The organism is Patulibacter defluvii (assembly GCF_034096925.1).
GTDB classification, from domain to species: domain Bacteria; phylum Actinomycetota; class Thermoleophilia; order Solirubrobacterales; family Solirubrobacteraceae; genus Patulibacter; species Patulibacter defluvii.
On the sequence record NZ_JAWZSQ010000002.1, the window covers coordinates 316,755 to 336,669 of the forward strand.

General features: G+C 74.9%; 17 protein-coding genes. 7 read left to right on the plus strand and 10 right to left on the minus strand.

The window, feature by feature from the left end; genetic code table 11:
* Positions 1 to 4: 4 nt before the first annotated feature.
* The 6 genes from SH587_RS03570 to SH587_RS03595 all read right to left on the minus strand — a co-directional run bounded on the left by SH587_RS03570 (position 5) and on the right by SH587_RS03595 (position 8,093).
* Complete coding sequence (locus SH587_RS03570) at positions 5 to 1,075, minus strand: hypothetical protein (RefSeq protein WP_320669189.1); 1,071 nt, start codon at positions 1,073 to 1,075, stop codon at positions 5 to 7.
* A 30-nt stretch (positions 1,076 to 1,105) separates the two neighbouring features.
* The gene (cydC, locus tag SH587_RS03575) at positions 1,106 to 2,767 is read right to left on the minus strand and encodes a thiol reductant ABC exporter subunit CydC (protein ID WP_320669190.1); all 1,662 of its coding nucleotides are present in this window, start codon (positions 2,765 to 2,767) and stop codon (positions 1,106 to 1,108) included.
* Positions 2,764 to 4,461, minus strand: a complete 1,698-nt coding sequence (gene cydD, locus SH587_RS03580; RefSeq protein ID WP_320669191.1) for a thiol reductant ABC exporter subunit CydD — start codon at positions 4,459 to 4,461, stop codon at positions 2,764 to 2,766. Before cydD ends, cydC begins: the two co-directional genes overlap by 4 nt.
* Before the next feature lie 3 nt (positions 4,462 to 4,464).
* A complete protein-coding gene (cydB, locus tag SH587_RS03585; RefSeq protein ID WP_320669192.1) occupies positions 4,465 to 5,523 on the minus strand; it encodes a cytochrome d ubiquinol oxidase subunit II in 1,059 nt (352 codons plus the stop codon).
* A gap of 5 nt (positions 5,524 to 5,528) precedes the next feature.
* Positions 5,529 to 6,974, minus strand: a complete 1,446-nt coding sequence (locus SH587_RS03590; RefSeq protein ID WP_320669193.1) for a cytochrome ubiquinol oxidase subunit I — start codon at positions 6,972 to 6,974, stop codon at positions 5,529 to 5,531.
* A gap of 216 nt (positions 6,975 to 7,190) precedes the next feature.
* Positions 7,191 to 8,093, minus strand: a complete 903-nt coding sequence (locus SH587_RS03595) for a LysR family transcriptional regulator (protein WP_320669194.1) — start codon at positions 8,091 to 8,093, stop codon at positions 7,191 to 7,193.
* A gap of 37 nt (positions 8,094 to 8,130) precedes the next feature.
* Here SH587_RS03595 and SH587_RS03600 point away from each other — a divergent pair, with 37 nt between their 5' ends.
* Positions 8,131 to 9,108: a quinone oxidoreductase family protein gene (locus tag SH587_RS03600; protein WP_320669195.1), complete on the plus strand. Its 978-nt coding sequence runs from the start codon at positions 8,131 to 8,133 to the stop codon at positions 9,106 to 9,108.
* Between the two features lie 9 nt (positions 9,109 to 9,117).
* Here SH587_RS03600 and SH587_RS03605 read toward each other — a convergent pair whose 3' ends face one another.
* The gene (locus tag SH587_RS03605) at positions 9,118 to 10,299 is read right to left on the minus strand and encodes a hypothetical protein (protein WP_320669196.1); all 1,182 of its coding nucleotides are present in this window, start codon (positions 10,297 to 10,299) and stop codon (positions 9,118 to 9,120) included.
* 151 nt (positions 10,300 to 10,450) lie between these two features.
* Here SH587_RS03605 and SH587_RS03610 point away from each other — a divergent pair, with 151 nt between their 5' ends.
* The 5 genes from SH587_RS03610 to SH587_RS03630 all read left to right on the plus strand — a co-directional run bounded on the left by SH587_RS03610 (position 10,451) and on the right by SH587_RS03630 (position 17,125).
* The gene (locus SH587_RS03610) at positions 10,451 to 11,941 is read left to right on the plus strand and encodes a DEAD/DEAH box helicase (RefSeq protein WP_320669197.1); all 1,491 of its coding nucleotides are present in this window, start codon (positions 10,451 to 10,453) and stop codon (positions 11,939 to 11,941) included.
* Positions 11,942 to 12,031: 90 nt separating this feature from the next.
* Complete coding sequence (locus SH587_RS03615) at positions 12,032 to 13,057, plus strand: hypothetical protein (RefSeq protein WP_320669198.1); 1,026 nt, start codon at positions 12,032 to 12,034, stop codon at positions 13,055 to 13,057.
* An 89-nt stretch (positions 13,058 to 13,146) separates the two neighbouring features.
* Positions 13,147 to 13,590, plus strand: coding sequence for a peptidylprolyl isomerase (locus SH587_RS03620; protein WP_375341728.1), 444 nt, complete (start codon positions 13,147 to 13,149; stop codon positions 13,588 to 13,590).
* A gap of 285 nt (positions 13,591 to 13,875) precedes the next feature.
* Positions 13,876 to 15,420: a succinic semialdehyde dehydrogenase gene (locus tag SH587_RS03625; protein ID WP_320669200.1), complete on the plus strand. Its 1,545-nt coding sequence runs from the start codon at positions 13,876 to 13,878 to the stop codon at positions 15,418 to 15,420.
* A gap of 136 nt (positions 15,421 to 15,556) precedes the next feature.
* Positions 15,557 to 17,125, plus strand: a complete 1,569-nt coding sequence (locus tag SH587_RS03630; RefSeq protein ID WP_320669201.1) for a succinic semialdehyde dehydrogenase — start codon at positions 15,557 to 15,559, stop codon at positions 17,123 to 17,125.
* 24 nt (positions 17,126 to 17,149) lie between these two features.
* Here the strand turns inward: SH587_RS03630 and SH587_RS03635 are convergent, their stop codons facing one another.
* A complete protein-coding gene (locus SH587_RS03635) occupies positions 17,150 to 17,650 on the minus strand; it encodes a hypothetical protein (RefSeq protein ID WP_320669202.1) in 501 nt (166 codons plus the stop codon).
* Between the two features lie 112 nt (positions 17,651 to 17,762).
* On the opposite strand from SH587_RS03635, the gene SH587_RS03640 reads away from it, so the two are divergent.
* Positions 17,763 to 18,158, plus strand: a complete 396-nt coding sequence (locus SH587_RS03640) for a VOC family protein (protein ID WP_320669203.1) — start codon at positions 17,763 to 17,765, stop codon at positions 18,156 to 18,158.
* 22 nt (positions 18,159 to 18,180) lie between these two features.
* Here SH587_RS03640 and SH587_RS03645 read toward each other — a convergent pair whose 3' ends face one another.
* Positions 18,181 to 18,828 carry an HAD-IA family hydrolase gene (locus tag SH587_RS03645; protein WP_320669204.1) on the minus strand — a complete coding sequence of 216 codons (648 nt, stop codon included), beginning with the start codon at positions 18,826 to 18,828 and terminating at the stop codon, positions 18,181 to 18,183.
* A complete protein-coding gene (locus tag SH587_RS03650) occupies positions 18,825 to 19,904 on the minus strand; it encodes a phosphotransferase family protein (protein WP_320669205.1) in 1,080 nt (359 codons plus the stop codon). Before SH587_RS03650 ends, SH587_RS03645 begins: the two co-directional genes overlap by 4 nt.
* Positions 19,905 to 19,915: the final 11 nt, after the last annotated feature.

Below are 19,915 nucleotides of genomic sequence, written 5' to 3' on the forward strand. Positions count from 1 at the left end.
GGCCTCAGCGCAGCCGGCGGAAGGCGTCCCAGGCCGGGCGGGCGGTGCCGTGGGTGCCGCGCAGGCCCGAGGTCCAGCGGTGGTCGCCGGCGGGATCGCGCAGCTGGTACCAGACGAAGGTCCGGACGCCGGCGCGGCGGGCGGCGGCCCAGGCCGAGCGCAGGTAGCGGGCCGCGGCGGCGCGGGGGATGTCGCGGGCGCCGGAGGTCCGCAGCGCGTACTCGGTCACGTGCAGGTTGCGGGCGGCGGCCGGGGTGATCCGGCCGGCGCGGGCTAGGGCACGCAGCTGGCGGCCGACCGCGGCCAGGTTGCCGATCGTCCACTCGTCGCGGTCGGCGACCGGGGTCCGCGGGTCGGGCCGCAGGAAGTCGTAGGCGTGGATCGCGAAGCCGTCGGCCCGCAGCCGCGTCCGGCAGCTGGCCGTCGGCCGCAGCGAGCGGCCGCCGGCGTCGACGCACAGCGCCCGCCGCAGGAACGCCCCCGGCATCGTCGAGCCGCCGCCGGCGCTGGCCTGGGAGGAGGTGTCGCCGACCAGCACCGGCACGTCGGGCAGCTCGCGCTTGAGCGCCGCGTAGCCCAGGTTCGACAGCCGCACCCAGTCGCTCGCCCGCCGCTGCGGCCACATCGAGCGGAAGTTCGGCTCGTTGAAGGTCATCACCGCCGCCAGCGGGACCTCGCCCTCGCGCAGGCCGGCCGCCAGCGAGCGCATGAAGTCGCGGTAGCGGCGGTAGCCGCCGGCGCTCATCCGCCAGCTCACGGGGTGGTGGCGCGCGAGAGGGGCGTAGACGCCGACCATCAGCCGCGCCCCCGCCTGGCGCGCGTCCTGCCCGGCCTGGCGCAGCACCGCCAGCACCGCCGGGTCGACCCGCCGGTGGGCGCCCTCCCAGCGCACCAGCGTCCGCACCGAGCGGACGCCGGCCGCCCGCACGTCGCGCCAGAACGCCTCGCGCACCTTCGGGTCGGGCGAGTGCAGCATCGCGTCGTCCTGCAGGCCCTTGTCGAGCGCGGCCGCCGGCACCGCGGGCACCAGCGCGAGGAGCAGGGCGAGCAGCAGCAGCGGGAGCCGGCGACGCATGACGCGGGACGGTAGCGCGGCCCCCGACTCCTAGGCGGCGGCGTCGAGCGCGATCCGCCGCTCGCAGAGGGCGGCCTCGGCGTCGCGGTGCGCGATCAGCAGCGCCCCGCGGCCCGGGACGGCGTCGAGCAGCCGCCGCAGCAGCGCCACGCCCTCCTCGGGCGGCAGGTGGCTGACCGGCTCGTCGAGCACCAGCAGCCGCGCCCCGCCGGCCCCGGCCAGCAGCGCGCGGGCGATCCCCAGCCGCTGCCGCTCGCCGCCGGAGAGCCGGCCGCCGTGCTCGCCGACCGCGGTCCCGAGCCCGTCCCGCAGACCGGCCAGCCACGGTCCGGCGCCGGCCGCCTCGAGCGCGGCGCGCAGCTCGCCGTCGCTCGCCTCCGGCCGCGCCAGCAGCAGGTTGGCCCGCACGTCGGCGTCGAACAGGTACGGATCCTGGGGGACGTGGAGGATCGTGCGGCGGAGGACGTGGGGGTCGATCGCGGCCAGGGCCCGCCCGCCGACGGTGACCTGACCGGAGGCCGCCACGGCCGGCAGCAGCCCGGTCAGCAGCTCGCCGAGCGTGCTCTTGCCGCAGCCGCTGGGTCCGGTCAGCGCCACCCGCTCACCGTCGCCGATCCCCAGCGTCAGGTCGCGCAGGACCGTCCGCGGGCCGCGGCGGACGCTCACGCGCTCCAGTCGCACGCCGCCCGCGGCCAGCGGCACGGCCGGGGCCGGCTCCGCCTCCGCGGGCTCGGCGGGCGCCGCCGCGAGCAGCGCGTCGACCCGCGCGACCGCGTCGGCGGTCGCGCGCAGCTCGCGGGCGGCCGCGGGCAGCGGGGCGATCGCCTCGCCGACCCCCATCGCCAGCAGCGCCAGCATCCCCACCAGCACCGGGTCGACGGCGCCGTCACGGGCGGCCGGCAGCGCCACCAGCAGCACCGCCGCCGCGCCGAGCCCGCCGACCGCCCCGGCCGCGGCCGTGGTCAGGGCCGTGGCCCGCGCCGCCCGCCGCTCGAGCGCGGCCAGCGCGGCCCCGCTCCGCCGCACCCGGCCCAGCTGCGCGTCGGCGATCCCGGCCACCACCAGCTCGGGGGCGGCGTCGAGCGCGGTCGCCACGTCCTGCACCAGCGTCGCGCGGGCGCCGGCCCGGGAGGATGCGGCGTCGCGGGCCAGCCGCGCCGCCAGCACCGGCAGCGCCACCGCCCCGGCCAGCAGCACCCCGGCCAGCACCGCGGCCGCCGCCGGCAGCACCAGCGCGGCGGCGGCGAGCGCGGCCAGGCCGACGACCGCGGCGACGGCGATCGGGGCCAGCGACCGCAGGTAGGCGTCCTGGACCCCGTCGACGTCGGCCACCAGCCGGTCGCCGGCGGCGGTCCCGGCCGGCAGCGGCCCGTCGCTGCGGCCGCTGGCGATCGCGGCGAAGCCGGCCGCCCGCAGCCGCGCGAGGATCCGCAGCGTCGCGTCGTGGCCGCTCAGCCGCTCGCCGTAGCGGGCGATCGCGCGCAGCACGCCGAAGCCGCGGACGGCGACGATCGCGACCGTCAGCGAGAGCACCGGCGGGGCCTGCGAGGCGCGCGCGATCAGGTAGCCGGAGAGGGCCAGCAGCGCGGTCCCGGCGGCGGCCGCGACGACCCCGGCGACGGTCGCCAGCAGCAGCCCGCGGCGCTCGTCCCGGTTCGTCAGCCGGAGGGCGCGGACGGCCAGCGCGATCATCGCCCGGCCCCCGCGACGGCGACCGGGGCGACCGGGTCGGCGTCCTCGGTCGCGACCGTCCCCGCCCGCAGCGCCAGCGCCCGGTCGCCCAGCCGCCACGGCAGCGGGTCGTGGGTGGCGACCACGGCGGTCCGTCCGCGCAGCAGCCCGGCCAGCGCGTCGACCACCTGCTCGGCGCTGCGCTGGTCGAGGTTCGCCGTCGGCTCGTCGACCAGCACCAGCGCCGGGTCGCGCAGCAGCGCGCGGGCGATCGCCAGCCGCCGCCGCTCGCCGGCCGAGAGCGGCTGGCCGCCGTCGCCGAGCGCGGTCGCCAGGCCGGCGTCGAGCGCGGTCTCGAGCCCGTCGAGCCCGACCGCGGCCAGCGCCTGCCGGACCGCGTCGTCGTCGGCCTCGCCGCCGAAGCGGACGTTGTCGGCCAGCGACGCCGGCAGCAGCACCGGGTGCTGGGGGATCCACGCGATCCGCCGCCGCCAGGCCTCCGGGTCGACCGCGGCCAGGTCGACGTCGCCGCAGCGGACGCTGCCCGCGTCGACGGCGGTCAGGCCCAGCAGCACCCGCAGCAGCGTGGTCTTGCCCGAGCCGGAGGGCCCGTGGAGGATCGTCGTCGCGCCGGGCATCAGGGTCGCGTCGAGCCGGTCGAGGGCCGGCGTCCGCCGGTCCTCGTGGCGGACGCTGACCGCCTCCAGCACGATCGGGGCGTGGCGCGGATCGGGTGCCGGCTCGGTGCCGGTCGCGGCCGCCGGGCCCGCCTCGTCGCCCGCCGCCGTCGCCAGCTCCCGCAGCAGCGGCTCGGCGTCGGCGGCCGCGTGGTACTCGGACCCCAGCCGCCGCAGCGGCAGGAAGACCTCGGGCGCCAGCACCAGCGCCGCGATCGCGGGACCGAAGTCCATCATCCCCTCGGCCAGCCGGATCCCGCAGGCGACCGCCACCAGCGCGGTCCCCAGCATCGCCATGAACTCCAGCACCAGCCCCGAGAGGAACGCCTCGCGGAGGGTCGCCATCGTCCCCTCGCGGTAGTGCTCGCCGGCCCGCCGAACCTGGGCCGCCTGGGCCCGGTCGCGGTCGTGGGCCTGGAGCACCGGCAACCCCCGCAACACGTCGAGCAGGTGGCCGCCGAGCAGCGCCAGCGCGGCGTGGCGGCGGTCGGCGGCGGCCTGGGCGCGGTGGCCGACGAGGATCAGGAAGACGACCACCAGCGGCGCGGCGACGGCCAGCAGCCCGGCGCTCAGCGGGTCGACCGCCGCGACCGCCACCAGCACGATCAGCGGCGTGACGGCGGCGACCACCGACGCCGGCAGGTAGCGGCCGGCGTAGGCGGCGACCGCGTCGGCGCCGTGGACCCAGGCCGCGGCGACCGCCCCGGGCCGCTCGTCGGCGGTCCGCGCGGCCCGCGCCAGCGCCCGCCCGACGGCCCGCTCGCGGAGGATCGCCACCGCCCGCCGGCCCGTCGCTCGCCCCGACGTCTCCGCCCAGGCCTGCAGCGCCGCCCGCAGCAGCACCGCGGCGACCAGTCCGGCCAGCGCCGGCCCGATCGCGCTGCCGCGCTGGTCGACGCCGATCGCGATCAGGTGGGCCAGCAGCAGCCCCTGGGCGACCGTCGCCGCCGCCTCGCCGATCCCGAGCGCGACCGTCCGCCGCAGCTGCCCGCGCAGCCCGGGGACGGCGTCCAGCAGCTCGCGACCGGGCGGGCGCACCGCTCAGCTCTCCGCGGCGCGCCGCTCGGCCAGCGCCTGGAGCGGGTTCTGCGCCTGCTCGAAGCCGTCCGGCAGCACCCGGTGGCGGAAGATCCAGTACGTCCAGCCCTGGTACAGGAGGACGATCGGCGTCATCACCGCGCCGACGATCGTCATCACCTTCAGCGTGTAGGGGGTCGAGGCGGCGTCGGCGATCGTCAGCGTCCCCGCCGGGTCGCCGGTCGAGGGCAGCACGTTCGGCCACAGCTGCGCGAAGAGCAGCACCGCGACGCCGATCACGGCGGCGGCGGTCAGCGCGAACGCCCCTCCCTCGCGGCCGCGCCGGATCGCCAGCCCGGCGCCGACCAGCGCGCCCGCGGCCACCACCAGCCCGACGACCGCGACCGGCGACACCGAGCCGTCGGGCGACGCGTCGAGCAGCGACCAGAGCCCGAAGCCGCCGCCGAGCACGACCGCCAGCGGCCAGGCCACCAGCGCGACCCGCCGGGCCCGCAGCCGCACCGGTCCGTCGCAGCGCAGCGCCAGGAAGCAGGCGCCGTGGAGCGCGAACAGCGCCAGCACCGCCGCCGCGGCCAGCAGCGCGTAGGGGTTCAGCAGGTCGAGCAGATCGCCGGTGAAGTCGTGGTCGCCGTTGAGCGGGATCCCGCGGACGACGTTCGCCAGCGCCAGCGCGACCGCCGCCGGGGCGACGAACGAGCAGACCACCAGCGCCCGGTCCCAGGCCCGCGTCCAGCGGTCGTCCTGGTGCTTGACCCGGTACTCGATCGCCAACACCCGCACGATCAGCGCCACCAGCAACAGCAGCAGCGGCAGGTACATGGCGCTGAACATCGAGGCGTACCAGTCGGGGAAGGCGGCGAACATCGCCCCGCCGGCGACGATCAGCCAGACCTCGTTGGCGTCCCAGACGGGGCCGAAGGTGCGGATCGCCAGCCGCCGGTCGTCGGCGTCGCGGGCGACGAACGGCAGCAGCATCCCGACGCCGAAGTCGAAGCCCTCGAGCACCAGGTAGCCGGTCCAGAGGAGCGCGATCAGGAGGAACCAGACGGTGGGGAGGTCCATGGCGATCAGTAGGCGAGGGAGGGGGCGGAGGACGGGTCGCCAGTGCCGCCGTCGGGCTCCAGCGGCTCGGGGCCGGCGTCGGCGAGCCGGCGGAAGAGCCAGAACTCGATCGCGCCGATCACGCAGTAGAGGACGATGAAGACGCCGAGCGAGATCGCCACCGTCGAGGGCCCGAGCTGCGAGACCGCGTCCTCGGTCTTCAGCAGCCCGGTCACCACCCACGGCTGGCGGCCCTGCTCGGTGAAGATCCAGCCGGCGGCGTGGGCGAGGAAGCCGGCGAAGAGCCCGCCGATCGCCGCCCAGCGGAAGGCGCGGGTGGTGGCCAGCCCGGCCAGGCCGTGGCGCCAGCGGCGCTCCAGGATCAGCCCGGCGGCGGCCAGCAGGGCCAGGAAGATCCCGACGCCGACCATGATCCGGAAGGTCCAGTAGGTGAGGCCGATGATCGGGTAGTACTCGGCCTTGGCCGGGTCGCGGCCGTGGTCGCGCTCGTACTGGGCGTACTTGGCGGCGTCCTTGCGCTGGAGGTCGTCGATCCCCTCGACCCGCCCGTTGAACGAGTTGGTGTCCATGAACGAGTAGAGCTTCGGGATCTCGATCCGGAAGCTCAGCCGCTTCGGCTTCTTCTCGAACGGCCCGATCGCCATCAGCGACAGCGGGGCGCCGGACTGGCTCTCGTAGAGCGCCTCGGCGGAGGCCATCTTCATCGGCTGCTGCTCGCCCATCAGCTGGCCGAAGAAGTGGCCGACGAGCACGGTGCTGATCGCGAACACGAGCAGCCCGCGCAGGCCCCAGCGGGCGGAGCGGCGGTAGAACTCGACCTCGCGCCGCTTGCCGAGCTGCCAGATCGAGATCCCGGTGATCAGCGCCGCGGCCGTCGTCAGCGCGGCGGGGATCGTGTGGAAGTAGGCGAAGATCGCCGTCGAGTTGGTCAGCAGCGCCCAGATCGAGGTCAGGACGGCGTTGCCGCTCTCGGGATCGATCCGGTAGCCGACCGGGTGCTGCATCCAGGCGTTGGCGGCGAGGATGAAGTAGGCCGAGAAGTTGGTCCCGATGAAGACCAGCCAGATCGAGGCCAGGTGGAGCTTCTTGGGCAGGTGGGTCCAGCCGAAGATCCAGAGCCCGAGGAAGGTCGACTCGAGGAAGAAGGCGACCAGCCCCTCCATCGCCAGCGGCGCGCCGAAGACGTCGCCGACGTAGCGGCTGTAGGCGCTCCAGGCCATCCCGAACTGGAACTCCTGGACGATGCCGGTCGCGATCCCGATCGCGAAGTTGACGAGCAGCAGCTTGCCCCAGAACTTCGTCATCCGCAGGTAGACCTCGTCGCCGGTGCGGACCCAGCGGGTCTGCATCAGCGCGACGTAGCCCGACAGCCCGATCGTCAGCGGGACGAAGATGAAGTGGAACAGCGTGGTGAAGGCGAACTGCCAGCGGGCGAGGTCGAGGAGCTCCATGCGGAAGGCCGTCGTCGGGGAACCACGTCACCGCTCGAGGACGCTGGTCCCCGAGCGGGCGACGTTGGGAGAGAGCGCCGCGGGCCGGAGCGGAGGAGAGGGAGGAGGAGGTGCCCCGGCCTGTGGCGGTGTCGGGAGGGAACCGACGTCCACCACGCTACGCCCGCCGTTCGCGCTCCGGTAGAGCGGGAACGCGCCTCAGCCCATAGCTCCGCGTTATGGCTCGATCGGCGAGCGGAGGGCCGCCACCAGCCGCTCGACGGCGGCCGACGTGGCCCGCGCCGGCGAGACCAGGACGACGAACCGCCGCGCCAGGCGGGGGCCGTCGATCGGCCGCAGCGCGACCGTCGATCCCGGCGGCACCGACAGCCGCGAGAGCAGCGCCGGGACCCCGGTCTCGGCGCTGGCGGCGAGCGCGGCGGGGGTCGAGCCGACCTCGACCCGCGGCGGGGCCAGCTCCAGCCCGCGGGCGGCGAGCAGCGCGTCGAGCACCTGCCGCTGGTTGGCGCCCGGGTCGCGCAGCACCAGCGGCGTCGCCACCAGCGCGGACAGCGGGACCGCGTCGAGCGTCAGCCAGGCGTGGCCGGCGGGGACGGCGACCACCAGCTCGTCCTCGGCCAGCACCGGCCGGCCGGCGTCGCCGCCGGGGCCCGATCCGGCGATCCCGACGTCGGCCCGGCCCGACGCCACCAGCTCGCGCACGAGGTCGGAGTTGCCGACGATCAGCTCGACCGGCTCGCGGCCCGGCTGGCGGTGGAAGGCGGTCAGGATCGAGGGCAGCAGCGACTCGGCGACGACCGGGCTGGCAGCCAGCCGCAGCGGCCGCGGGCGGCCGCGCAGCTCCAGCACCGTCCGGTCGAGGTCGCCCAGCTCGTCGAGCACCCGCTGGGCGGACAGCAGCAGCCGGCGGCCGGCCTCGGTCGCGGTCACGCCGCGCGGCGAGCGGTCCAGCAGCCGCAGCCCGACCACGTCCTCCAGCTGCCGCAGCCGCTTGCTGAGCGCGGGCTGCGAGACGCCCAGCTCGCGGGCGGCGGCGCCGATCGAGCCGTGGCGGGCGGCCGTCACGAGCGCGCGCAGCTCGACCAGGTCGGGGGAGCGGATCGGGGCGTCGGCGGCCACGGCAGGACCGTATCGCGGGCCGCGATACGGTCCCCGCGTGGCCGACACGATCCGCGCCGTCCGTCAGCACGAGTTCGGGGGACCGGAGGTGCTGCGGTTCGAGCACGTTCCCCGCCCGATCCCCGGTCCCGGCCAGGTCCGGATCCGGGTCCGCGCGGTCGGGATCAACTTCGCCGACACCCATGCGCGGGAGAACAAGTACGTCCAGCGCTCGCACCTGCCGCTGATCCCGGGCCAGGAGGTGATCGGGATCCGCGAGGACACGGGCGAGCGGGTGGTCGCCCTGACCGGGGGCGGCGGCGCCTACGCCGAGGAGGTCGTGGTCCCGGCCGGGCTCTGCGTGCCGGTGCCCGAGGGGCTCGACGACGACCAGGCGCTGGGGCTGCTGGTCCAGGGCCTGACCGCCTGGCACCTGCACCGGACCTGCGGGCGGCTCGAGGGCGGCGAGACGGTCGTCGTCCACAGCGCCGCCGGCGGCACCGGCTCGCTGACCGTCCAGCTGGCCAAGCCGATGGGCGCCGGGCGCGTGATCGCGACCGCGTCGAGCGCCGAGAAGCGGGCGCTGACGCTGGAGCTGGGGGCCGACGTCGCCGTCGACCCGCAGCCGGAGGGGCTGACCGAGCGGCTGGTCGAGGCCAACGGCGGCCGGCCGGTCGACGTCGTGGTCGACATGGCCGGCGGGGCGATCTTCGACGGCTCGCTGCGGGCGCTCGGTCCCTTCGGGCGGATCGTGGTCTGCGGGATCTCGACCAAGCAGCAGAACGAGATCCGCACCGGCCATCTGCTGAAGCACTCGCGGTCGGTGATCGGCTTCTGGCTCTTCCACTGCCTGGAGGACCCGGAGCGGCGCTTCGTGGCGCCGCTGCGGGACCTCTTCGCCCGCGCCGCGCGGGGCGAGGTGCGGGTGGTCGTCGGCGGCCGCTGGCCGCTCGCCGAGGCGCACGAGGCGCACCGCGCGCTGGTCGAGCGGCGGACGACCGGCAAGCTCGTGCTCGACGTCGACCCCGACGCTTGAGCCGCCGGCCTAGCGGCTGACCCCGAAGACCGCGCGTCGGCCCTCGGGCTCGGTCAGCGAGTAGATCCGGCCGCTGGCGGGCGCGTAGGTCAGGTCCTCGGCGCCGGTCGGCCAGGTCCGCTTGGCCAGCGCGCCGCCGAGCGGGCCGACGTAGAGCCCGTGGCCGTCGCCGCTGGTCGACAGGTAGGCGGTGGTGCCGATCGTGAGCACGCCCTGGATCTTCGGCACGCCCTGGGCGACCCAGACGCCGCTGGCCCGGACCAGCCGCTTGCCCTTCGGCCCGATCGCCTGCAGCGTGCCGTTGGCGTTCAGCGGCCAGCGGACGATCCGCGCGTTGCCCTCGTCGGCCTTGCGGTACTCGCCGGTGACGAGGTTGTTGCTGGCGCGGTCGTAGGCCACCGACGAGAACCGCAGCCCGCTGGTGTTGTTGCGGTAGGCGGCGACCTTCGGCATCACGTACTGGTAGTCGGCGGCCTGGCAGGCGCCGGCGTCGCAGCCGATCCGCGCCTTGTCGCCGGTCTTCACGCGCCAGATCCGGCGGGTGCCGTAGACGCTCAGGCCACCGTTGGTCTCGGCCACGTAGAGCCGGTTGCCGACCCAGGCGATGCCGCCGGCGTGGCTCGGGGTCCAGGTGAACGAGGCGCGGCCGCCGACCCGCTTCGGCACCACCAGCAGCACGTGGCGGTAGCGGGACGCGGCCAGCTTCTCGGCGGTCGCGAAGGTGACGCGGACGCCGGGGGCGACGGTGCCGCTCTTGGTCACCGGGTTGCGGGCGTACCAGCTGACCAGCAGCGCGCGGCGGCCGTCGACCAGGCCGCTCGGCGTCGCGTCGCCGGTGCCGGAGATCCCCTGCGGGAACCACTTGCTGGTGCCGTCGTCGCCGCGGTTGAAGCGGAAGCCGTTCTGGAAGCCGGCCGGCCGCGGCGAGAGCGCGCCGCCGACCGGGCCGGTGGCGCGGTTGGCGCTGGCGAGCACGGCGCCGACGGAGGCCCGCGGCAGGCGCTTTCCGAGGTCGCGGAGGATGCCGGTCTTGCCGCCCTGCGGGGTCAGCGTGAAGGCGGGCGGACCGGCGACCCCGGGCAGGCTGGCCGCGCCCGCGGGAGCGGCGGCGGCGGTCGCGAGCAGGGTCGCGCCGGCCGTGGCGAGCAGCATCCGGCGGCGCGCGGAGAGGGGGAGGCGGGGGGAAGCCATGCCCTCACCCTAGGTCGGGCCGGCGCGGCGACGCCAGCGATGCTCATCGCGTCCTCACGAGCGGGCGCGGGCGGCGCCGGGGCCGGCCGTTCGCTCTCGCGCGCGGGTACGGCGCGGCCGTCGCTCGACGTACGCTCTAGCATCACCGGCGATGACCGCGTTCGCCGACCTCCGTCTGTCCGAGCCCGTCCTCGAGGCGCTGCGCGACATCGGCTACGAGCGGCCGAGCCCGATCCAGGAGCAGGGCATCCCGCCGATGCTCGAGGGCCGGGACGTGATCGGCCAGGCCCAGACCGGCTCCGGCAAGACCGCCGCCTTCGGGATCCCGATCATCGAGTACGTCGACCCGGCGAACTCCGAGACCCAGGCGCTGGTCCTGACCCCGACCCGCGAGCTGTGCATCCAGGTCACCCAGGCGATCCGCTCGTTCGGGGCCCGCAAGGGCGTCGAGGTGGTGGCGACCTTCGGCGGCGCGCCGATCCGCGACCAGATCTCGCGCCTGCGCAAGGAGGCCCACGTCGTCGTCGGCACCGTCGGCCGGGTCCTCGACCTGATCGATCGCGGCGCGCTGCAGCTCGCCTCGTGCCGCTTCGTGGTCCTCGACGAGGCCGACGAGATGCTCGACCTCGGGTTCCTGGAGGACGTCGAGAAGATCCTCCGGCGGACGCCAAACGGCCGCCAGACCGCGCTCTTCTCGGCGACGATGGCGCCGCCGATCCGCAAGCTCGCCGACACCTTCCTCTACGACCCGGTCCACGTGAAGGTCAAGGCCGACACGCTGACCGTCGACACGGTCGAGCAGTTCCGGGTCGAGGTCGCGACCAAGGACAAGCCGGCCAAGCTGGCCGAGGTGATCGAGGCCGAGCGGCCGCGCCAGGCGATCGTCTTCTGCCGCACGAAGATCGGCACCGACCGCCTCTTCCGGCTGCTGAAGGACCGCGGCAACAACGTCCGCGCGCTCCACGGCGACCTCTCGCAGGGCCAGCGCGACGGCGTGATGCTGGCCTTCAAGGGCGGCCGGGTGCCGCTGCTGGTGGCGACCGACGTCGCCGCCCGCGGCCTCGACATCTCGACCGTCACCCACGTCGTCAACTACGACGTCCCGCGTTCCCCCGACACCTACGTCCACCGGATCGGCCGCACCGGCCGGGCCGGCGCCTCCGGCCGCGCGATCACCTTCGTCGAGCCGAAGCAGCAGCGCGAGCGCGAGGCGATCGAGGAGCACATCGGGATGGAGATCACCCCCTGGTCGAAGGGGGCGACGACGCCGGCGGCCGCCGCCCGCCGGGCCGACGCCGCGGCCGGCAACGAGGTCGAGGCGGAGGCCAACGGCGACGGCCCGAAGCGCGTGCGCGAGCGCCGTCGCGGCCGCAAGCCGCAGCTGAACCACCCGGCCGACGAGCCGGGCACCCGGATCGTGCTGGTCCCGGGCGCCGGCGACGGGCTCCAGATCCGCGACGTGGTCGAGGCGATCGCCGAGGCGACCGGGCTCGACGGCGAGGCGATCCGCGAGGTCCGCGTCCACGAGCAGTTCGCGCTGGCCACGCTGCCGGCGGCGAGCGTCGAGGACGCGGTCGACGCGATCGACGGCCACCGGGCCGGCGCGCTGACGCTCGGCGCCGAGCTGCTGCGCGGCGCCTGAGCGGCGAGCGCCTCGCGGCCGCCGCGGCCGCGGCGGGCGACCGCTGCCGTCTGCCGCACGCGGCCCGGAAGCCTCGCTAGCATCCCGGGGGTGAGCACTTCCGGTGACCACGGGTCCTCCTCGGCCACGCCCGAGGCGACGGTCGCGGCGGCGCAGGCCGATCCGACCGCGCCCGAGGGTGGGGCGGTCCGCGCCTGCGAGCGCTGCGGCGCCGTCTGCGGCGTCGACCAGGAGTGGTGCCTGAACTGCGGCGTCCGGCTGACCGAGATGTCGCAGCGGCTGCCCGGCCTGCGGGCCGCGGCGACCGCGGTCGTGCTCGGCGTGCTGCTGGCCGGCGGCGCCGCGGCCGCCTCCTACGCCGCGCTCCGCGGCGACGCGCGCAAGACGGCCAACACGCCGACGCCGCCGTCCGGCGCGCCGGTCGCGCAGGCACCGCCGTCGGTCACCGATCCCGGCACCACCTCGTCGACGGCGCTGCCGTCGGTGACCACGCCGACCACGCCCAGCACCGACGACACGTCGAAGGTCGACACCACCGACACCGGCGGCGACGACACCGACACCGGCAACGGCGGCGGCGACACGACCACCAACACGACGACCACCACCCAGACGAGCACCGGCGGTGGCAACACGACCACCAACGAGCAGCCGTCGACGCCGAGCCGGGTGACCTTCGCCCGCGGGCAGGGCTCGCTCTACGACCCCGACGGCGTGGTTGCGGACCGCGGCGAGGAGTCGCAGGCGATCGACGACAACCGCGCCAAGGCCTGGAGCGTCACCCTGACCGAGGGCCAGAGCGGCGGCTTCGGCTACGTGCTCGACTTCGACCAGGCGACCGCGCTCAAGTCGCTGCGGATCTACACGCCGACCGACGGCCTGGTGGTCAAGGTCCTGGGGACCACGAAGACCAGCCTGCCGCCGGACGCGCTCGACCTGGGCTGGGACACGCTCGCCGGCGAGACGACGCTGAAGGGCGCCAGCGGCGGCAAGCGGCTGACCCTGCGCGAGGTCGGCGGCCGCAACCGCAAGTACAAGCACGTGCTGGTCTGGTTCACCGACGTGCCGGGCACCCCGGCCGCCGCGCGGATCAACGAGATCTACGCCTACCGCTGATCGCCGCCGGGCCGTCCGCCGGGGCGGGCCGTTATGGTCGGCCTTCCATCCGTGATCCGAACCAGGGAGACGCCGTGAGCACGGCCACCATGACCACCAGCGAGGGCGACGTCGTCTTCGAGCTCTTCGACGCCGACGCGCCGAAGACGGTCGAGAACTTCAAGAAGCTGGCGCGCGAGGGCTTCTACGACGGCCTGATCTTCCACCGGGTGATCGCCGACTTCATGATCCAGGGCGGGTGCCCGAACGGCACCGGCACCGGCGGCCCGGGCTACGAGTTCGAGGACGAGATCAACGACCACAAGATCGTCCGCGGCACGCTGGCGATGGCCAACGCGGGGCCGAACACCAACGGCTCGCAGTTCTTCATCGTCACCACCGAGGCCACCCCGTGGCTCGACGGCAAGCACACCAACTTCGGCCGCGTCGTCGGCGGCGAGGACGTCGTGCAGCGGATCGGCACCACCCCGACCGGCCCGCAGGACCGCCCGGTCACCCCGATCGAGATCCGCTCGATCGCGGTCCAGGACTGAGCCTGGATCCACCGATTCTCGGGTCGCCTCGCCGCGGATGACCGGCGACGGTGTCCACGCCACAGGATCTGATGGTCACCGACCGTCATCACCTGTGGCCCGGCCACCGTCTTGGTCCTCCACGCCGAGGCTCAACCGACCACCGGTGGATCCAGGCTGAGCCGGCGGTTCGGGGGCGCGCCGCGGCTGCGCCCCCGAAACCTGACGCCGCCGTCACCCTTGCGCTACGCAAGCGTAGGGCCGCGCTAGGCTGCCTACGGGGGAGCAACCACCCGAAGGGGCAGCATGAGCACGCAGCAGCAGGCGCCGAGCGCCACCTCCGACGAGCACGCCGGCCAGAAGGCCGTCATCGATCCCGCGACCGGCGAGACCGTCGCCTGGGTCGACGACCTCGGTCCCGAGGCGGCGGCGGAGGCGGCCGTCCGCGGTCGCGCCGTCCAGCCCGCCTGGGAGGCGCTCGGCTTCGAGGGCCGCGCCCGCGTGATGCGCCGGGCCCAGAAGTGGGTGACCGACAACTCCGACGAGATCGTCCGCACGATCGTCTCCGAGACCGGCAAGGCCTGGGAGGACGCTTTCATCGCGGAGATCTTCTACGCCGCCTCGGCCTTCGGCTACTGGGCCGACAACGCCGAGAAGCTGCTGGCCGACGAGAAGGTCCGCACCTCGTCGCCGATGCTGAAGGGCAAGAAGGTCGTGGTCCGCCACGCCCCGCTCGGCCTGGTCGGCGTGATCGCGCCCTGGAACTACCCCTTCACCAACGGCTTCGGCGACTGCATCCCGGCGCTGATGGCGGGCAACAGCGTGCTGCTGAAGCCGGCCGAGAAGACCCCGCTGACCTCGCTGCTGCTGGCCCGCGGGCTGCGTGAGTCGGGGCTGCCGGACGGCGTGATGCAGGTCCTCACCGGCCGCGGCTCGGTGCTCGGCGAGGCGATCCTCGACGTCGTCGACATGATCATGTTCACCGGCTCGACCGAGGTCGGCCGCCAGATCGGCCGCCGCGCCGGCGAGCGGCTGATCCCCTGCTCGCTGGAGCTGGGCGGCAAGGACCCGTTCATCGTGCTCGCCGACGCCGACCTGGAGCGGGCCGCCAACCACGCCCTCTACTACGGCATGTTCAACGGCGGCCAGACCTGCGTCTCGGTCGAGCGGGTCTACGTCGAGGCCCCGGTCTACGACGAGTTCGTGGCCAAGGTGACGGAGAAGGCCCGCGCGCTGCGCAACGACCAGCCGACCGGCCCCGGCGCCACCGACGTCGGCGCGCTGACGATCGCCAGCCAGGTCGACACGGTCCGCGAGCACGTCGAGGACGCCCGCAAGAAGGGCGCGAAGATCGTCGCCGGCGGCGACTTCGACCCCAGCCGCAAGGGCTGGTGGTACCCGCCGACGGTGATGACCGACGTCGACCACTCGATGGAGTGCATGACCGAGGAGACCTTCGGTCCGACGCTGCCGATCATGAAGGTCGCCGACGTCGAGGAGGCGATCCGGCTGGCCAACGACTCGCCCTACGGGCTGATGGCGTCGGTCTTCACCCGCGACATCGCCAAGGGCGAGCAGGTCGCGCGCCGGATCCAGGCCGGCACGGTCCACGTCAACGAGGCCCTGGTCGGCTACGCCGCGCTCGAGGCCCCGATGGGCGGCTGGAAGGACTCCGGCCTCGGCGCCCGCCACGGCGCGGCCGGGATCAAGAAGTACTGCGCGACCCAGACCCTGGTCGTCTCGCGCTTCCACCTCCACAAGGACCCGCACACCTACCCGTACAACGGCCGCATCTTCCGGCTGCTGGGCCGCGGCGTGAAGCTGCTGTACGGTCGCGGCAACCGCGACTAGGGTTCGTCGCCGTCGGGGTCGTGCGGTGCGCTGGACACCGCACGAAACCTGACGCCGGTGTCATCTTCACATGTATGCTGGGAGGGGGCGCGAGTACGCTCGCGCCACACCCAGGTCCACTGACGGGAGACGACCGGTGAGCACGACGGAGGAGACGGTCGCGGACGCCGCGGCCGCGAACGGCAACGGCGCTTCGACAGGCGGCGCGACGACCGACATCCCGGTCGTCAACCCGGCCACCGGCGAGGTGATCGCGCACGTCCCCGACAGCGGTCCCGACGAGGTCCGCCGCGCCGCCGAGCGCGGCCGGGCGGTGCAGCCGGCGTGGGCGGCGCTCGGCTTCGCGGGCCGCGCGCGGGTCCTGCGCCGGGCCCAGAAGTGGATCGTCGACAACAAGGACGAGTTCATCCGGACGATCGTGTCCGAGACCGGCAAGGCCTGGGAGGACGCCCAGGTCGCCGAGGTGTCCTACGGCGCCGCCGCGTTCGGCTTCTGGGCCGACAACGCCGAGAAGTACCTGGCCGACGAGAAGGTCAAGACGGTCGCGCCGCTGCTGAAGGGCAAGAAGCTGATCGTCCGCCACGCGCCGATCGGCCTGGTCGGCGTGATCGGCCCCTGGAACTACCCCTTCACCAACAGCGTCGGCGACGCGATCCCGGCCCTCGCCGCCGGCAACAGCGTGATCCTCAAGCCCTCCGAGGAGACGCCGCTGACCTCGATCATGATGGAGCGGGCGCTGCGCGAGTGCGGCATGCCGGAGGGCGTCTTCCAGACGATCACCGGCCGCGGCGCGACCGGCGCGGCGCTGATCGACGTGGTCGACATGATCATGTTCACCGGCTCGACCCGGACCGGCAAGCTGGTGGCCAAGACCGCCGCCGAGCGGCTGATCCCCTGCTCGCTGGAGCTGGGCGGCAAGGACCCGTTCGTCGTCCTCGCCGACGCCGACGTCGAGCGCGCGGCCAACCACGCGGTCTTCTACGCGATGTTCAACGGCGGCCAGACCTGCGTCTCGGTCGAGCGGGTCTACGTCGAGGCGCCGATCTACGACGAGTTCGTGGCCAAGGTGGTCGAGAAGGCGAAGGCGCTGCGCCAGGGCGTGCCCAACGGCCCCGGCTCGATCGAGGTCGGCTCGCTGACCTTCCCGCCGCAGCTGGAGACGGTCCGGACCCACGTCGACGACGCCCGCGCGAAGGGCGCCCAGGTGCCGGTCGGCGGCAACCCCGACCCGAACGCAAAGGGCCTCTTCTACCCGCCGACGGTGCTGACCGGCGTCGACCACACGATGGAGGCGATGACCGAGGAGACCTTCGGTCCGACGCTGCCGATCATGAAGGTCGCCGACGTCGAGGAGGCGATCGAGAAGGCCAACGACTCGCCCTACGGCCTGATGGCGACGGTCTTCACCAAGGACCTGGAGAAGGGCGAGCAGGTCGCGCGCCGGCTCGAGGCGGGGATGGTCCACGTCAACGACGCGCTGATGGGCTACACGGCGCTGGAGCTGCCGATGGGCGGCTGGAAGACGTCGGGCATCGGCTCGCGCCACGGCGCCGGCGGGATCCGCAAGTACACGAAGACGCAGTCGATCGTGATCTCGCGCTTCAACCTCAAGAAGGACCCGCACGAGTACCCGTACACCGGCCGCAACTACAAGCTGGTCGGGCGGATCGTGAAGTTCTTCTACGGTCGCGGCACCCGCGACTGATCGCTCGGCGCTCCGGGCCGGCGCTCAGTCGTCGGCCCGGACCCCGCGGACGCCGACGGCGTTCCGCAGCCCGACGCAGCCCTCGCAGTCGACGCAGCCCACGCAACCGCTGCAGTCGCGGCAGTTGACGCAGCCCAGGCAGCGGCTGCAGTCGCGGCAGCCGAGGCAGAGCAGCAGCCCGGTCGAGCCGGCGCACCAGGCGCTGAGCAGGACCGCGGCCGAGCCGACCACGCCGACCGAGGCGGCGACCGCGCTGCTGCCGGCGACCAGCGCCGAGCCGGCAATCGCGGCGCTGCCCGCGACCGTCGTCGAGCCCGCCACCAGCGCGCTGCCGGCGACGGCCGCTGATCCCAGCACGCCGGCGCTGCCCGCGACCGCGGTCGAGCCGAGGACGCCGGCGCTGCCCGCGACCGCGACCGACGACCGGACCGCGGCGCTGGCGCTGATCGCGTCGTCGTCGAGCGCGCTCCGCAGCAGGTCGGCGGCGGCGTCGAGCGGGGCCGGGGTCGCGACGGCGGTGGTCATCGGCGGCCACGCTACCGCCGCGCTGCCGGTTCGTCCAAGACGGCGGTCGGCGCACGGCCTACGGTGGTGGGCATGGCCGGCGCCCGGTCCGGCCCGACCGCGAGGAGTTCCGATGCCGACGACCCAGGTGCTCTACCCGACCTTCCACTACCGCGACGCCGCGGCCGCGATCGACTGGCTGGTCGAGGCCTACGGCTGCGAGCGGCTGTTCGTGACCCCGGGCGAGGACGGCAGCGTCGCCCACGGCGAGCTGGTGCTGGCCGGGGCGGTGGTGATGGTCTCGACGGTCAAGGACGGCCCGACCTGGAGCGGCCACGCGGGGGAGGGCCGGGTCTACGTCGCGATCGACGACGTCGACGCCCTCGCCGCCCGCGCGCAGGCCGCCGGCGCGACCGTCCTCCGCGGCCCCGAGGACACCGACTACGGCTCCCGCGAGTGCACGCTGCGGGATCCCGAGGGCAACCTCTGGAGCTTCGGCACCTACCGCCCCGGGCCCGACGGCGACTGAGCGGCGGGCGGTCGGACGGCGGTCAGGCGAGCCCGATCCCGAGCAGCGCCTCCAGCTGCGGGATCGTCTCGTCGGCGCTGCGGTGGAGCAGCGTCCGCATCCCCAGCGCCTCGGCCGGCGGCAGGTTGAAGGGCAGGTCGTCGACGAAGACGCAGGCCCGCGGCTCGACCCCCAGCCGCCGCAGGCCGATCCGGAAGATCTCAGGGTCGGGCTTGCGGATCCGCTCCTCGTGGCTGAGCACGACGGCGTCGAAGGCCTCGGTCAGCAGCGTCTCGTCGTAGCGCAGCCCGTCGCCCCACGAGTTCGAGATCAGCCCGGTCCGCAGCCCCGCGTCGTGGGCCCGCCGGACCGCGGCGACCATCGCCTCGTCCGGGCGCAGGGCGGAGAACAGCCGCGCCACCAGCCCGTCGGCGCGGGCGGTCTCCAGCCCGAGCAGGGCGGCGAAGCGGCGGCCGAACGCCTCGTCGCCGAGGTCGCCCTGCTCCAGCCCCTTCAGCAGGTCGCGGGCGGCGCGGTCGTGGCGGAAGCGGTCGGTGACCGCGTCGGCGTCGAGGCCCTCGGCGGCGGAGAAGGCCCGGAAGGCGGCGAAGACGTTGCTGGTGAGGACGCCGCCGTAGTCGATCAGCAGGCCACGGACCGGCGGCGCCGCGGGGTCGGGCGCGGCGCTCACGCGGCCGACCCGTGGGCCAGCTCGAGCGCGTGGCGGGCCAGCAGCGGCACGCCCTCCTCGAGCGCGGCGAAGAACGGGTCGTCGGTCGAGCCGGCCCGGTGGCGCTTGTACGAGCCCTCCAGGAAGACGGCCGACTTCCAGATCGCCAGCGCCTGGTACCAGCCGATCGCGCCGAGGTCGCGGCCGGAGGCGTCGGCGTAGCGGGCGAGGATGTCGGCCCGCTTGGGGAAGCCGGGCTCGGCGGTGATCGGCGTCAGCGCGGCCATCGGGCCGGAGGCGCCGCCGCCCTCGTTGTAGGTCGCGGTCAGGTAGCCGACGTCGGCCAGCGGATCGCCGATCGTCGACAGCTCCCAGTCGAAGATCGCGTTCAGGCGGGTGCCGCCGGGCCCGAACATCACGTTGCCGAGCCGGTAGTCGCCGTGGACCAGCGTCGACTCGCGCTGGTCGGGGCGGTGCTCGGCCAGCCAGGCGGCGGTCTCGACCACCTCCGGCAGCTCGCGGGTGGCGTTCAGCTCCCAGAGCCCGCCGAACCGCCGCAGCTGCCGCTCCAGGTAGCGGTCGTCGCCCTTGCCGAACCAGTCGAGGCCGGCGGCCCGCCAGTCGACCGCGTGCAGCTCGACCAGCGCGTCGACCAGCTCGTCGATCAGCGGCCCGTGGGTGGCCTCGGGGACGAACCGCTCGGGCAGCGTGGTCGAGATCACGTCCCCGGCCACCCGCTCCATCACGTAGAAGGGGCCGCCGATCGTCGTCTCGTCCTCGTGGATCAGCAGCACCCGCGGGGTCCGCACCGGCTGGTCCTCCAGCGCCCGCAGCAGCCGCGCCTCGCGGATCACGTCGTGGGCGCTGGGCGGCAGCGGCGGCCGCGGCGGACGTCGCAGCACCACCTCGGTCGCGCCACGGCGGACCAGGTAGGTGATGTTGCTGTGGCCGTCGCCGATCGGATCGGCCTCGATCGGGCCGCTGCCGATCCCGGCGGCGTCGAGCAGCGCCGCCAGCGGCTCGCGCACGAGCAGCGGCGGACGCTCCAGGGCGGCGGCCTCCTCGGGCGTGTCGACGATCGACGGGCTGACGCTCATGGGCCGATGCT